12 protein-coding genes and 1 pseudogene are annotated in these 14,621 nt (G+C 55.0%); 10 read left to right on the forward strand and 3 right to left on the reverse strand.

The genetic code is table 11. The features are described from left to right. Window positions 1-296 precede the first annotated feature (296 nt). The gene (locus OHL20_RS23210; protein ID WP_263385687.1) at window positions 297-905 is read right to left on the reverse strand and encodes a cation transporter; all 609 of its coding nucleotides are present in this window, start codon (window positions 903-905) and stop codon (window positions 297-299) included. Continuing rightward, window positions 905-1,471, reverse strand: a complete 567-nt coding sequence (locus OHL20_RS23215; protein WP_263385688.1) for a hypothetical protein — start codon at window positions 1,469-1,471, stop codon at window positions 905-907. Before OHL20_RS23215 ends, OHL20_RS23210 begins: the two co-directional genes overlap by 1 nt. 1,394 nt (window positions 1,472-2,865) lie before the next feature. Here OHL20_RS23215 and OHL20_RS23220 point away from each other — a divergent pair. From OHL20_RS23220 to OHL20_RS23245, 7 genes are all read left to right on the forward strand, one after another. After that, on the forward strand, window positions 2,866-5,376 hold the full coding sequence (locus OHL20_RS23220; RefSeq protein ID WP_263385689.1) for a TonB-dependent receptor: 2,511 nt from the start codon (window positions 2,866-2,868) through the stop codon (window positions 5,374-5,376). Further along, a complete protein-coding gene (locus OHL20_RS23225; RefSeq protein ID WP_263385690.1) occupies window positions 5,376-6,776 on the forward strand; it encodes a PepSY-associated TM helix domain-containing protein in 1,401 nt (466 codons plus the stop codon). Before OHL20_RS23220 ends, OHL20_RS23225 begins: the two co-directional genes overlap by 1 nt. 117 nt (window positions 6,777-6,893) lie before the next feature. Then, window positions 6,894-7,619, forward strand: coding sequence for an SOS response-associated peptidase family protein (locus tag OHL20_RS25370; RefSeq protein ID WP_396272826.1), 726 nt, complete (start codon window positions 6,894-6,896; stop codon window positions 7,617-7,619). A 10-nt stretch (window positions 7,620-7,629) separates the two neighbouring features. After that, complete coding sequence (locus OHL20_RS23230; protein ID WP_263385691.1) at window positions 7,630-8,670, forward strand: cation diffusion facilitator family transporter; 1,041 nt, start codon at window positions 7,630-7,632, stop codon at window positions 8,668-8,670. 270 nt (window positions 8,671-8,940) lie between these two features. Then, complete coding sequence (locus tag OHL20_RS23235; RefSeq protein WP_263385692.1) at window positions 8,941-9,483, forward strand: GNAT family N-acetyltransferase; 543 nt, start codon at window positions 8,941-8,943, stop codon at window positions 9,481-9,483. A 37-nt stretch (window positions 9,484-9,520) separates the two neighbouring features. Further along, window positions 9,521-10,000, forward strand: coding sequence for a hypothetical protein (locus OHL20_RS23240; RefSeq protein ID WP_263385693.1), 480 nt, complete (start codon window positions 9,521-9,523; stop codon window positions 9,998-10,000). A gap of 139 nt (window positions 10,001-10,139) precedes the next feature. Beyond that, window positions 10,140-10,982 carry a hypothetical protein gene (locus tag OHL20_RS23245; protein WP_396272828.1) on the forward strand — a complete coding sequence of 281 codons (843 nt, stop codon included), beginning with the start codon at window positions 10,140-10,142 and terminating at the stop codon, window positions 10,980-10,982. Between the two features lie 73 nt (window positions 10,983-11,055). On the opposite strand, the pseudogene OHL20_RS23250 reads toward OHL20_RS23245, so the two are convergent. After that, window positions 11,056-11,713: pseudogene (locus OHL20_RS23250) on the reverse strand (IS6 family transposase). Window positions 11,714-12,083: 370 nt separating this feature from the next. On the opposite strand from OHL20_RS23250, the gene OHL20_RS23255 reads away from it, so the two are divergent. The 3 genes from OHL20_RS23255 (at window position 12,084) to OHL20_RS23265 (ending at window position 14,588) form a co-directional block, all read left to right on the forward strand. Then, window positions 12,084-13,121, forward strand: coding sequence for a YihY/virulence factor BrkB family protein (locus OHL20_RS23255; protein ID WP_263385695.1), 1,038 nt, complete (start codon window positions 12,084-12,086; stop codon window positions 13,119-13,121). Window positions 13,122-13,495: 374 nt separating this feature from the next. Next, complete coding sequence (locus tag OHL20_RS23260) at window positions 13,496-13,951, forward strand: helix-turn-helix domain-containing protein (RefSeq protein WP_263385696.1); 456 nt, start codon at window positions 13,496-13,498, stop codon at window positions 13,949-13,951. Next, window positions 13,926-14,588, forward strand: coding sequence for an IS630 family transposase (locus tag OHL20_RS23265; protein ID WP_263385697.1), 663 nt, complete (start codon window positions 13,926-13,928; stop codon window positions 14,586-14,588). Before OHL20_RS23260 ends, OHL20_RS23265 begins: the two co-directional genes overlap by 26 nt. Window positions 14,589-14,621: the final 33 nt, after the last annotated feature.

Consider the following 14,621-nt stretch of genomic DNA (forward strand, 5'->3'; position numbering starts at 1 on the left):
CTCTCGATAGCTGAATCGGGGGTGCAATAATTTGGACTACGCTGTGTGCGGTCGAACACAACCCGCAATCGCCGTGAATCGTTCCCTGGGGATGAGTATGGGTGACCGATAAAGTTCCGCCAAGCAGTACAAGCCCAACGCATAGAACCGCGAGGAGAACTCTCCAACGCGCTTGCAGATGAGAAGGTGACATTTGACGGAACATAAAGGAACTATATCGCGGCTTGAGTTAAATTGATAATTATCTTTCAGCAGCAAATGATGTCGACGTTGAGTGAAATCTTTCGTGAGAAAAGTCAGCAACAACTACAGACCCGTCCCTCCCGTGCCCTTCTCCCTTCAACGATCAAGATCGGCACGGCTATCAGAGCCGCGCCCTGGTCGAGCCAGTGGAGGCCAAAGAGCGCCTGCAGGAGCAGACCGGCAAGAGTAAGCGCAGCAAGGTATGCGCACGTTGCCGATTGCACAGCATCCGCGCGTAATGCTTTGTTTCCCGTTCGGTCTGCCTCATTACGCTTCATATGAGCGAGAACAGGCATGAGCAGCAGCGCTCCTCCCGTGATCGCCATGCCGAGACGACTTGTCTCCGCTTCGACATGGCGGTACATCCCGGCAAGTGCAATGAGCAGCACGATACCTGCAAGGGCGTAGAGCAATAGCCCACAGAGCTTTGCTGCTCGGATCTGCGAAACGCGCCATCGGGGCGCGAATTGCAGCAGAACAGCTACGGCCGAGACAATCTCCACAAAGCTGTCTGAGCCGAAGGCTAGAAGGGACACACTTCTGGCTCTCCAAGCAGCTGTCAAAGCAGCAGAGCACTCGACCGTCATCCAGCAAAGCGTCACCCACTGAAGAATCATGATGCGCTTCTTTGCCGACTCTCGCCGAACAGCGATCGTCGTCATCACTTATGCCTCCGTGCAATCCCAACAAGAAGACCGCCGCTCAATCCTATCGACTGTTGGTGATCCGCTGCAAAGCTGTAATCGTAGGCAGGTTCGAGGTACCAACCGAAGCGATGCCTGCCACTCGGCCAAAACATGAAGTCTCCCGCTATTTCACCGGCTAAGGTGTTGGATGTTTTTCCACCTTGTTGAAGATGAACCCATTCTGGCCCGACGCCCAGCATGAACTCTGTTTTCGCGGAAAGGGTCCAGGGCTTTTTGAAAAGCAGGTCAGTATCCCACTCAGTGGAACCTTTGGAATAGAAGGGTGAAATGCCTGCCTCAAGTTCCAAGACGTTTTCGATTGGTGTGGTCTCGGCGGCTAAATTCGGGGCGAATGTGGCCGCTCCACCACTGAAGTTCCAGCTTGTCGCAGCACCTATCTCAAGAATCACTCTTGGGTCATCATCGACATCGGAATGCTGCGTGCAATCAGCGGCGGCAAGCGGAAGCGCCTGTCCAGTGACAGTTATGGAAGGACAAAGCAGCAGACACGCCGCAAAGGGCGTGAGCACAAGGGAACGCATAGATTGATCTCTCCAGAGGGTTGTTTGTGTGCCGCGGTGCGTAGTCCGTCGAGTCAAAACGCTATGGGAGAGTCATACGGGGCGGTCGGACAGCAGGCGATTGCCTGGAAAGAGCAAGCTGTAACGATTCGGAGATATCAGCAGCAGACACCGTTCGCTGCGAGGTAAGTACTGGACCAGCTACGGGGAGACCTTGCAACGCCCAGCATGAGCAGACCCCGTTACAGGTATCTGGTGCGATAGGAGTTGGACGCTTTACAGAAGACTGCGACGGATGGGCTTTGATCACCAAGCCATCGCATGCTTCGCAAGGGGTCGAGCGGATTGTCAGGCACGTCACAACCAGGCACAATAGCCACGCAAGTGACCGAGTACGAATTGTAGGAAATCGGCCCACCATCCAACGATAATCCGGAACCGTCCTAGTGCCAACCGGGGTGAATTCAAGAAACGGAAGTTTACGTATGCTAACGACAAGAAATCGTCCTTGATCATGTCGCCGAGCACGACCGTTTAGTCGGCCATTGATTGTCGGACGACCTCTGCGACATCTTTTAGCTCTGGAAAGTCCGTTCCGAGCAGCTCAGAGCGTCTGTCCTGTAAACCCTCATTTGCCCTACAGACGCTTGTCTCTGCAATTACACGGGCACGAAAGCCATCTGAATTCATCGTAACTCGGCCACTATTTGCGTAAATTCCGTTTCTTGAGGGGACGCCTAATGCGACGCGCATTTGCATCCTGACGCTCCATAGATGGTTTAGCGTATGTAATACAAAGAAAACAACTAAGTTCCGGTAGACATCCTTATGTATGGTCGATTGTGGGCTTTTCAGCATGGATTGATACCGGCCTCGGATTGCGGTTCTGGATGTTTTGGGTTTCAATCAAGCCATTGCGTAAAATCCTTTCCATTCTGTTGCTGGTGCTGTTTGGCCTTCCTTCCGTGTCGCCCCTATTCGCTTTAGGGACCGGCGCGGACTCGGGTGTGCCAGCCTGCTGCCGCAGAAATGGAGCGCACCACTGCCTCATGAACATGGCAGAACAGGGTGATTCTTCCGGACATCATCACGTCAGTGCACCGGTTCAGAAGTGCCCCTATTGTCCTAAAGCCGTCTCCGCCACATCGCTGGATCATCTTGGCCTGGGGGTGTCCGCCACGATGTTCTCGGCAGCCGTAAGTCATCCAGCCGGTATTGTTCAGACTGAATCGAAGCGGCGTATCTCACGTGATCGATCCCGTCAGAAGCGCGGCCCTCCAGCATTGTCCCTCCTCTAAATCGTTTCCGCGCCGGTTCTTCCGGCGATTCGCAGACGGCTCGCATCTTGTATGCGCGTCCTTGGCTTGCCCTTTTTCAATGGGCTTGTGTCTGCCTTGCTGCACCTGAGAGAACACATGCACGAGTTTTGTAGATCTATCCTGGCGCTTTGCGCCCTTCTTCCCATCTGCCTTCCCGCGATTGCGCAGACTCTAAATGCAGTCGCACTCGCAGGTCAGATCGTAGACGCGGGTGGGGCTGCCATCGTCGGTGCCCGGATTGAGGTTCGCCAGCTTGACGGGGCCGCCGACATCCATTTGCTTTCGAATCAGGAGGGCCGCTATTCGATTATCAGCCTGCCTGTAGGTCGCTACGAGATTCACGTAGACCATGCAGGTTTCCAAGATTTGAAGCGGCAGGTTCAGATTCAAGTCAACAATGCCGCACTCATCCTTCCCCTGGCTGTCTCCTCTCTCACTGAGAGCGTCACAGTGAATGGTCAGTCTTCCTTGATCACCGAAACACCAACCGGCCAGACGCAAACATCGGTTAGTCGTGAGGACTTTCGCGATACGCTCGCCGCGAACATCGGTGAGGTCCTGGCATTGACCCCTGGCGTTACGGTTGCCGCTGGCAATGGGCCGCGTGATGTGGCGATCTCTGTCAGAGGCTCGAACGAACGGCAGACGTATGGCATCCGCAATACCCAAGTGTTCGAGGACGGCTTTCCTGTCACACAGCCAGACGGACTCGCAAGGACAGACCTTACAGACCCCCACGCCTACAGCAGCATCGACGTGGTGCAAGGGCCTTCATCGGCACTATACGGCAACTACGCAACGGGAGGCGCAATCAACTTCCACACTCGTACGGGCGGTGAGATTCAGGGGCTTGAAGTAGGAGCTGACTTCGGCAGCTTCGGGTACTTCAACGACTACATCACCTACGGGGTCGGCGGTGACCGATACCAGGTGTCAGGCTTCCTGAGCAACGTGCGGGCCGCTCAAGCTACGGCAAACAACAGCTTCAACACCATCACGGCAAACCTGCTCGCATCTTTCGCGGCGACTCCTAAGGATCGATTCACCATCAAGTTCATTGACAACGATCTAGACACAAACCTCTCCATCCGACTCTCTAAGATCCAATATCAGCTGAATCCTCTTCAGAAAGGGTGCGAGGTCTACACCACGACCGCCGCCGCGACCGGTTGCGCGAGTGTGAGCCTGTTCAACAATGGGTACAACGGCACCAAGGTCTCCTTGACGGCGGCCCAGGCAGGACTGGGACGACATGACCGGCGCACCATCTTTGGCGCTCGCTATGAACACGATCTAACCGACAACACCACGTGGCGCACTCAGTTTGTCTTTGACAATCGAGACGCCAATCAGCCGACTAGTTCCACGACCTATCGCGGCACCCTGCCCTCTTTCAATGTCGTTAGTGATGTCTTGAGGAGAGGCAATCTCTGGAGCCGCCATGGAACGACCTTCGCAGGGGGATTTTTCAACTACGAAAATATTAAATCCCTGAGTGCCAATCTCGTTCCCGGGGGCAACGCGGCTCTCGGTGGACAGACGCAAACAGTCTATGGAAAGCACTTGAATGCAGGGGCTCACGTTCGCCAGGAGATTGCTCTTGCGGAGCGCTGGATGCTGGTGGCCGGGCTGGGCGCAGAGTATACAGGCCTGAATGCGCTAGCCAGCAACTTCACCTATCCGGTCGCAGCAGCCCCAATTATCTCTTCAGTGTCGGCAGATCGAACCTTCTTCAATGTTGCTCCCGAGGTGTCGGTTCAGTACCGCCCGAACGACCATTGGAGGCTTCATGGCCGTCTGGGAACCGGTTATGGAACGCCGCAGGCGACGCAGCTTTTCACCAATGCTCAGGGTGCTTTCGGCAACAACACAACCCTGAAAACGCAGAGAAACACAGGCGTGGATGTGGGAGCCGATTTGTCCCTGGGAGCAACGCTGCAGGCTTCCGTTACAGGTTTCTATGAGTGGTTCCAGAACGAGATGGTCACGCAATCTTCAGGAGTGAACCTGCAGAGCTATACCTTTAACGCTCCCGCCTCAACTCACCGAGGAGTAGAAGTAGGTCTTGACTGGCACCCTCTGCCTGTCGCTCTTTCAGGGGCCAGATTGCGGGTTTCTTACATGTACGACAACCAGATCTATACAAACTACAGCGAGGCCATCACGAGCGGCACTCTAACGGGCACCTTTAGCCGCAGTGGCAACATGATCCCTGGTGTCGTTCCCAACTTCCTCAACGCACGAGTTGTTTACGATCAGCCTACCGGCAAGCTGCGTGGCTTCGGCGGCTTCATCGAAGCAGACTGGCGCGATAACTACCAGTTGGACAACGCTAACCTCCTCACAGCTTCCGGCTTCACCCTCCTCAACATCAGCATGCATTATGATCCGCCCACCGGCCACGGGGCGCTTTCACGGCTCCGTTTCTACTTCGATATCCAAAACCTTGCGAATAAGACGTACGTTGCATCGGCTGGGAACATCACAAATAGCCTCAACGCCACAACCGGGCTGCAGAACGGCGCAAGCGTGCTGGCGACTTCGACAGGCTCCATCTACACAGGTACTCCCCGCGCTTCTTACGGTGGCGTACGAGTGAGGTTCTAATGGCTGCGATCTCACCACAATCACATCCGGGCGGAATACCATCCTGGTTCAACTACCGGACAGTGTGGCGCTGGCATTTCTATGCCGGTTTGTTCTGCGTCCCCTTTGTCATCTGGCTCTCCATCACCGGCTCCATCTACTTGTTTAAGCCCCAGATCGAGCGGTGGCTTGACCGTCCTTACGACAGCCTGAGCCTGAAGGGACCGAAGGCGACCGCCGAGGCACAGGTCAATGCTGCGTTGGCAGCGGTTCCGGGATCTAATCTCCACTATTACGAATTGCCGCTTACTCCTCGATCTGCAACCCGGATCATCGTCGGTCGACAGGCCGACGAGTTCCGGGTGTATGTCAATCCCCAAACCCTCCAGATTCTGAACATCGTGAGCGAAGACAGCCGACCCATGAAAATCGTCTTTCGCTTGCACGGTGAACTGTTGATGGGAGACAAAGGCTCTTTGATCGTGGAAGTAGCGGCTTCATGGGCGATTGTCATGATCCTCACCGGGCTTTACCTCTGGTTGCCGCGACAAACCGAAAACCTGGCAGGCGTTCTCTTCATCCGTCTGGGCAAGGGATCTCGGATCTTCTGGCGCGATCTCCATGGGGTCACTGGCGTTTATGTATCCGCATTCGCCCTCTTTTTGCTGCTCACCGGACTGCCCTGGGCCAAAAGTTGGGGAGGTTACCTCAAGAAAGCCCGTGCCATGACCGGCGCTGCTACCGTTCGACAGGACTGGACGACGGGCCGCTCGTCGGAAGTAACGGAACGAATGGCGATGAACCGCGACAGCATGGAAGGGATGCCGATGGAGCATGCAGGACACATGGGCCACGCGGTAGAAACATCTCGGGGGTCGGTTTCCTACGAGCCCCTGGATAGGATCATTGCGACCCTGATGCCGCTGCAGCTCGCTTATCCTGTGCTGATTTCACCGCCGACGTTTGAGGGGAGCCCATGGACTGCAAAGTCCGATTCACAGAACAGGCCGTTGCGAACCAATCTCACGCTGAATGCTCAGACCGGGGCGTTGCTGAAGCGCGAGAACTTTGATCAACGTGGCATCGTGGATCGGGTCGTTGGCATAGGCGTCGCAGCGCATGAAGGACAGTTATTCGGTCTGGTGAATCAAGTCATTGGGCTGTGTACTGCGATGGGGCTTGTTCTCTTGAGCGGAAGTGCCATCGTCTTATGGTGGCGACGTAGACATGTCGGCGTGCTCGGAGCTCCCCTGCCCATCGGTCGAACACGCTGGTCATTTCCCTTGCTTGCTGCCATTGTGGCTCTCGGGATTTATCTGCCTGCTATGGGAGCATCCCTCATCGTTGTGGCGTTGCTTGAAAAATTTGTTTTCTCACAGATTCCGTCGGTCAGTCGTTGGCTGGGTCTCGTGCCTGGATAGCCGCTCAGCGCACCCGTGCAAGTTCTGCAACAGAAATCTTTATGCCTCCGTTATGACTTTTTAGGCAGACTTAATTAGTCGCTCACGGTAGCACGTACCTGAGCAGGTGAGTGCGTCATGTTTGCGAAGTTTCAGCTCAGCACAGATCCCGTAAGACTTGCCGCTTGGGGTAATGTTCCGGCAAAATCTCTCCTAAGATGCAAGCAGAACGGAAAGCTCTACGATCATAAGAGCTTCCCTGTTCTCCGAGTATCACCTCGTACTGGCAAGCGGCAGATGTCGTGGATGCGAGAAGGTCTGATCCCTTCGTATGCTCATGACGAGCATAGTGCTCCAGAACGTGGGGAAGCCCAGTCTGAGACCTACACTACATCCTCAGCATTTCGGTGTGCTTTTCGTCGCCGCCGTTGCATCATCCCGGCCGACGTTTTCAATGAATGTCAGTACCAGCGCAGACCTTTCGAGGTCCCCTGTTCGTTTGCGCCTGATAATGAAGAAATCTTTGGGATAGCGGGGATCTGGGAAAGCTGGGTGAACGACTCAGGCGAAGAAATCCTTAGCTTCGCCATCGTGACAGGGCACGTTGCTCCATCCCTTGAACCCATCTTTGATCGTATGCCCATTGTGATCTCTGAGGACGACCAAGAGCGTTGGTTAGGATTCGCTGGGTCGGAAAGCCTTCCGCTTGAACTGCTCCGAACATTGTCAAAAAAGCAACTGAAAGGCTGGAAGATTATGCCGTGCGAACAGTTCCTGGAGTCTCCCCACGTCCCTGCAAGTCGCGTGGACGAATCACGCAACGCTCATACTGGTGCGACTTCGTCACGGAACTATTCAGCTTAGAAAGGAAGCCGTGGGCCTCGAAGGCAGTACCAGTACGAAGCGTGTTCTATACGCAGCAATAGCCGCAAACCTGGGTATTTTGGTTGCGAAGCTGATTGCAACAGCCATGACCGGCAGTTCGGCCATGCTGTCAGAGGCCATCCACTCCCTTGTCAATACCGGCAATGGAGGGTTGCTGCTATTAGGGTTGAGACTTAGCGGCCGCCCGTCGGATGAGAGCCATCCCTTCGGATACGGGAAAGAACTGTACTTTTGGACCATGGTAGTAGCTCTCGCGGTTTTCGCCCTGGGAGGCGGAGCATCGATCTACGAAGGGATCGAGCATGTGCTCCATCCTCGAACCATTGAGCATGTTCGGGTGACCTACGCCGTGCTGGGATGTTCAGCAGCGTTTGAAGGGTATTCGCTCTGGGTGGCCTTCCGTGAATTTGGGAAGCTGCGTGGTTCCGTCCCTTTCTTTAAGGCTATCCAGCAAAGTAAGGATCCGGCTTCTTTCACGGTCCTCTTCGAGGATTCAACTGCAGTCTTAGGCGTTCTGATTGCCTTCCTCGCGACCGTGTTGACTCAGCTCTTCGGCTGGCGCATTCTCGACGGTTCTGCCTCTATCCTCATCGGGCTCCTCCTGATGTTTGTAGCCGCCCTCCTCGGTGCAAAAACCAAGGCTCTACTGATTGGTGAAGGGCTGGATCGGCAGGCTCTCCATCATGTCCGAGAGATTGCACAGCAGGTTCCGGGTGTCGTCCGCCTTGAGTACCCATTTACCACCTTCTTTGGCCCGCATGATGCCCTACTCACGATGACGGTACAGTTCAGACGGGGATTCTCAAGTAGCGATGTTGAAAAGACCATTGACAAGATCGAAGGTCTCATTCACGCGGAATATCCAGCCATCAAGCACATCTTTTTGGAGGTAGACACAGTCTCGAAAGGCATGGTTGAGGGCACGGAAGATCCGACCGCTTCCCCGCAGAAAGGTGTAGAAGCAATCTTTGATCCCTTGAGCGATGTCCACCAAACCCAATATGAAGCCGCCGGATCTTTCAGCGATTAATACATGGCGATCGAAGTGGAGCTAAAGGAACGTTTTTGTGGAAAGCACGATCGAGAGCCAGAAGTTCGACAGGATCTTCTGAGAGCTGCTCGACGTTATCTGCAACCACTCGAAACGCGACAAGGGGAGGCCCGCAGCGCCCGGGTACGTTTTACACGACTCTTCGCTTCGTATCATGCGTGCTGCTTGTTCGTGCAGCATTGGCCCTCTATCTTCATTCCCGTATGCAAACCATGATCTCATAACTTGAGAGCTAATCCAGGTTAGCCAATGACTCCAAGCACCTTCGCTGAGCTGGACCTGCTACCACGAGCAGCCCAATGTGTAGTGCGCCCTTCAATCGCGGAGGATGTTCCATATATAACCGCGATCTACGCACGTTTCGTCGAAACGAGTACCGCCACGTTTGAGATCTCTGCCCCAAGCGAATCTGAAATGCTGAAGCGATGGCAGATCGTACAGGACCGAGATCTGCCGTTCCTTGTCGCAGAATTGGAAGGGTATATCGTTGGCTACTGTTACGCATCCCAGTTTCGCGTTCGTGAAGGCTACCGTTTCACCGTGGAAGATTCGATTTATGTCCGTCCTGACTGCATTGGTCATGGAGTAGGAAAAGCCTTGCTCGCAGCACTCATCTCGGAATGTCGCGACAAGGGTTGCCATTCGATGGTGGCCTGTATCTGCGGGATTAACATCGCTTCCGTCTCTCTCCATACCTCCATGGGGTTCAAAGTAGCAGGTTTGTTGCCCGAAGCGGGCTTCAAATTTGGAGAGTGGCTGCGCTTGTTGATCATGCAACGGCAGCTGCAGTGAGGTCGCATCTAACCTGAAATTCACTAGAGGTGATTAGGTGTTTCCGAAGATGTTGTCGTGTGCTTTACTCGCCCTTCTCTGCTCCAGAGTTGGGCTTTGCCAAGAGGCCGCGACCCCGGTCCGGACGGCGGACACGCAATCCTCAGACGCCTCAAGCGCGGCTGTCTTCCGTCATTCCGACAACGCGCGCTATTTGATCTCCGGGCAGGCGAACATCGTCTTTCAGGCTCACGGGCCATTTCATTCTCCGTACGAAGATTCAGACAGCCTTCTTGGTCGAGGAGAGTACAAGACTTCCCTGCTTGGAACGGTCTACCTGGGATATGAGGTCAACAAGAACTCCCGCTTCGCGACTGACGCCATCCTGGATGTCGAGTCGGCAGGCGGACGGGGCATATCTGAGGCTTTAGGGCTGGCCGGCTTCACCAATCTCGACGTTGTTCGTAACCCAAGCCTTTGGTTCTGCGCCCTATCTCACCCAGTACATGATCCATCAGGTCATCGGTCTGACAGATGAAATGGTCGACGCCGAGCGATCCGCTGTATCACTGCAAACCAAGACTCCGATCAGAAGGGTGGACTTCTTTGTCGGGCGCATGGGGCTACCAGATTTCTTTGATGCGAACTCTATAGGCATAGACTCGCATCTTCAGTTCTTGAACTGGACAGTGGACAACAACGGAGCCTGGGATTACGCGGCCAACACGCGGGGCTACACCGATGGTGCGGTCTTCCATTACGTAGACCATGCGTTCACGGCGCGGTATGGCATCGCTGCCATGCCCACCGTCGCCAATGGCATTGATCTGCAGTATCAACTCCGCCGTGCGAATGGTCAGAATGTTGAACTAGAGCTGCGGAAGAGCGCCTTGCCGAACCAAAAGCGAAAGGGAGCGGTGCGATTGCTGGGCTTTGTTAACCATGCCAACATGGGTGACTATCGACGGCAGAACCAGGCGTTCCTTCGTTGTGAAACGCCAACCCCCGACATAACTACTCATCCAGTCACGAGTTCAGTCAAGTATGGCGTGGGCCTCAACGCAGAACAACAAGTAAGTGAAAGCGGTCGGGTCTATGGCCGGTTCGGCTGGAACGAAGGGCAGCATAAGTCCTACGCGTACACCGAGGTCGACCAGACGTTCGCCCTGGGCGGCGACTATAGCATGAAGGCTTTCGATCGTCCTGACGACAAGCTTGGGCTGACGTTTGTGACCAACGCCATTAAGAAGGACCACCAGATTTACCTTGCCCTCGGAGGCAAAGGGTTCATTCTGGGTGACGGGCAACTCAACTATGCTCGTGAAGACATCGTTGAAGGGTATTACACCTTCACGTCTGGAAAGGCGTGTATTACGCCCTTGACGCTCAATTCGTCGATCATCCGGGCTACAACCGGGATCGCGGGCCTGTATTGGTTGAAACCGTCCGGATGCATGTCGACTTCTAGGAGTCAAGAACGTGCCTGCCCTGATTGGCCTTGTAAGCGTGGTTTGGGATGAGTGGTCTCTACTTCAGTTCAGAGGGCTCTGTTGCATTAACTCTGGTGGCGCAGTCTGGATAGGGTTGCGATGATCAAGCGGCATTTGAGTAGACATCGAACAGCTTGTCGACGAAACGCACCTCGTCCTTGGCGTGCGGCTTGCATGTGAGGCAGTGATCGCGGCGGATCCTCCGCATCACCTTGAAGCCCTTGATCGTAGCCGAGGCCGTCTTCATGGTCTGGAAGCCGCGGGTAGCACGAATGATTCGCTTGAGGGCGCCATGATCGGCTTCGATCATGTTGTTCAGGTACTTGCAGGTATGTTTCGCGTCGATCGACAGCTTGCCCTCTCGTTGCAACCGGCCGATCGCCTGCGGATAGGAGCCGAGTTGGTCTGTCGTAATTGAAGATGGCGGCCAGTGACGCATCGTAGTCAATGTCTTGCCCAGGAAACGATGGGCTACCCGGGTATTGCGGCGATCTGCCAACATGAAGTCGATCAAACGGCTGTGCTTGTCTATGACCCGAAACAAATACTTCCACCGGCCACCCACCTTCACATACGTTTCGTCCACTTGCCAGAAGGTCGCTCGATAGCCTTGATACTAGCGCACCCGCTTCTCCAACTCAGGCGCAAATCGATGCACTTAACGCATGATCGTTGACGGGTTCACTTCTACACCAGGCTCCTGCATCATCCCGGTAGCTGATGCCGTACTTGCAGCACCAGCGGACACAAAGCAGAATGATCTAATGGGAAAGCGTCGACGCTTGAACATGACCCATCCTAACCGCCAAGATCCTGTTCGAAGCTCCCCGCAGGCATTTAACGCAACAGGGCCGGTCCCTGTTATCCCCATGGTCTTCAGGAAAGCGTGAATCACGCCCTTCGTATGGCTCCTCTGTCAGTGTTCGATGCAGTCGGAGCGCGGCATGCGGAAAAAGAAGGTCATCCAGGCGGGAGTCTGCTTAATGAACTTCTTTGCATCGCCAATGAATTGCTTGACGAATCACGCTACGCAGAGGTCTTTCGTAGGGATGAGCCCAATGGAAACATGCATTATGGCTGCCCTTAGCGTCTGCTCCTGCATCCCAAGTGTGAATGATTCGGAGGTAGGCGATGCAAGAGCAGGTTGGTTTTGAAAGAACTGAAGATTCGCCTAGCGCAGCTTCGAAGATTAGACCAAAGTCTTCGATCCTTCATTTTGAAAAGCAAGTCTGGGCGCACGTCCAGCACAATCCCCTGTCGTCGATGTGGGATCTCCACGGCATTCCCATAAAACAGATAGCTAAACGTACCTGGGACGGCATCAACGACGACAACTTGTTTGGTCGCGCCTCCCAACTCGCGTACTCGTTCTTCTCCGCCATTTTTCCAGCGCTCATTGCTATGTCCTCGATCATGGGCATGATCGCGAAATCGTCGAGCGGTCTCTACTTCAATCTACTCGAACGCATTGGACGTTTGATCCCACCCGCAGCATTTACGCTGGTCATCGAGACGTTCAAACAAACCACTGAGGCAAGCACCTCCGGCAAGATCGTTCTTGGCATTTTTGTCGCCCTCTTCTCCGCCAGCGTCGGCATCTCGGCACTTCAAGATACCCTTAACACCGTCTACAAGGTCAAAGAGACCCGACCCTTCTGGAAGGCCCGACTCGAGGCCATGGCTCTGACCATCCTTGTCGCCTTCATCGTCCTTACCGCACTGCTTGTACTCTTTGCTGTCGACTTAGGAGCGAACCACCTCGAGCATCTCTTCCGGGGCAGCTACCTGATCTCAGTCCTCTTGCGAATAATCGGCTGGGTTACATCCTCCTTGCTCATGATCCTTTCCTTTGAGGTGATGTACTACTTTTGCCCGGACGTGCAGCATCGTGTCTGGCGTCGATTTACTCCTGGAGGGGTCACTGGTCTTCTCGGCTGGATCATCGGATCAGTTGCCCTGCGCATCTACCTGCATTACTTCAACAGCTACTCCATGACCTACGGTTCACTGGGAGCAGTTGTCATTCTACTTCTCTGGTTCTATCTCACTGGAGTGATGATCCTGCTCGGCGGCGAAGTCAACTCCGAGATAGAACATGCTGTAGCCGAGCAGCAACTCCGATCCGGTAGCTGCACCGCACCTTCGGTTGAGGCTGACGGAATGGTTTGAACGGAACGTACAGGGTCAGGTGATTTTCATGCGCTTGTAAAGTGGAGAATCGGACCGATCACCAACTCTGCACTGTTCCTCGGGCTCGAGTACGCCGTTTTCCAAAAGATGGAGAGGAGACAAAAACGAAGGCAATTCCCTTCGTCATGTCGCCAATACGGCTCTTTGACTTGCAGAAGCGTTGGCGACCTACGCCAGGGAGATCTTGCGCGGTCCAGAACCGCTTCCCAAAGGTACAACCTTGCAGTAGCTGTATCAGCGTCGCCCGTAGTCTCTAGTGCGGTGACCTTCTAGAGTCGTACTCAAGGCTGATACTAGTTTTCGGTGTGTCTTGGCGTTGGACTACAGGGATGGGGCGTGGGATTCGATTGCAGTTGTCGTTGACCGTTGGAGATCGTGAGCGGATCGAGGCGTTGTTGAGTGGCGGTGTGCAAGAGGTGCGAACAGTGGTTCGCGCTCTGGCGTTACGGCAGTTGGATCGGGGCCTTTCGATTCCCGAAGTTGGATCGCTGGTTGGCCTGGCGGGCAAGACGGTTCGGGAGATCGGACAGCGGTATCAGGCATCGGGGCTGGATCGTGCGCTGTTCGATGCACCGCGTCCGGGCAAGGTTCCGTCGCTTGATCCAGGGCAGCGTCAGCAAGTGGTCGCGCCGGTCTGCTCGTCGCCTCCGGAGGGCTTTGCGCGGTGGACGGTAAGGTTGCTGGCGGAGGAGACAGTCCGGCGCAAGATCGTTGCGGCGATCGGCCGGGAAGCGATCCGAGTGCTTCTCCAAAGCCACGATCTCGAGCCGTGGCGGGAAAAAAATGTGGTGCGTCGCGAAGCTCGATGAGGCCTGTATCGAGCGCATGGAAGATGTGCTGAAGGTATACGAAACGACCTTGAAAGCAATCGCTCCGGTGATTTGCCTGGATGAAAAGCCGGTCGTCCTGCACGCCGACACGCGGCCTTCCACGCCGGTGAGCCCCGGCCATGTCGCTCGTCGCGACTACGAGTACAAACGGTGCGGAACGGCGAACGTGTTCTGCGCCGTGGTACCAAAGGCGGGACGTCACTTCACCAAGGTCACGCCGACCCGAGCGTCTCCCGACTTCGCCGAGTTTCTGCTCGACATCGCAGCCTCCTATCCCGCCGCCGAGACTATCCACCTGGTACTCGACAACCTCTCGACTCACACCCGCAAGGCGGCGACGGACTGGTTCGGCGAAGAAGATGGCGGCTGGCTGTGGAGCCGGTTCACGATCCACCACACCCCAAAACACGGAAGCTGGCTCAATCAGGCAGAGATTGAAATCGGACTCTTCAGCAGACAGTGTATGGGCAAGCGAAGGATCTCGAGCATCGAAGAACTCACCCACCAAGCCGACGTATCGAACCAGCGCACCAACCACGCCGAGACAACCATCGATTGGACGTTCACACGGAAGAAAGCCAGACTCAAACTAAAGTACAAACTCACGCGGTCCTGATACTAGAAGACCGTCAAGGGTCGCACGGTATCT

Origin of the sequence: Granulicella arctica, from assembly GCF_025685605.1 — a bacterium.
Taxonomy (GTDB): Bacteria; Acidobacteriota; Terriglobia; order Terriglobales; family Acidobacteriaceae; genus Edaphobacter; species Edaphobacter arcticus.

Coding starts and splice junctions, on each gene's coding strand:
- OHL20_RS23210 (WP_263385687.1), bottom strand. CDS start 905: ATGACGACGATCGCTGTTCGGCGAGAGTCGGCAAAGAAGCGCATCATG.
- OHL20_RS23215 (WP_263385688.1), bottom strand. CDS start 1,471: ATGCGTTCCCTTGTGCTCACGCCCTTTGCGGCGTGTCTGCTGCTTTGT.
- OHL20_RS23220 (WP_263385689.1), top strand. CDS start 2,866: ATGCACGAGTTTTGTAGATCTATCCTGGCGCTTTGCGCCCTTCTTCCC.
- OHL20_RS23225 (WP_263385690.1), top strand. CDS start 5,376: ATGGCTGCGATCTCACCACAATCACATCCGGGCGGAATACCATCCTGG.
- OHL20_RS25370 (WP_396272826.1), top strand. CDS start 6,894: ATGTTTGCGAAGTTTCAGCTCAGCACAGATCCCGTAAGACTTGCCGCT.
- OHL20_RS23235 (WP_263385692.1), top strand. CDS start 8,941: ATGACTCCAAGCACCTTCGCTGAGCTGGACCTGCTACCACGAGCAGCC.
- OHL20_RS23255 (WP_263385695.1), top strand. CDS start 12,084: ATGCAAGAGCAGGTTGGTTTTGAAAGAACTGAAGATTCGCCTAGCGCA.
- OHL20_RS23265 (WP_263385697.1), top strand. CDS start 13,926: ATGTGGTGCGTCGCGAAGCTCGATGAGGCCTGTATCGAGCGCATGGAA.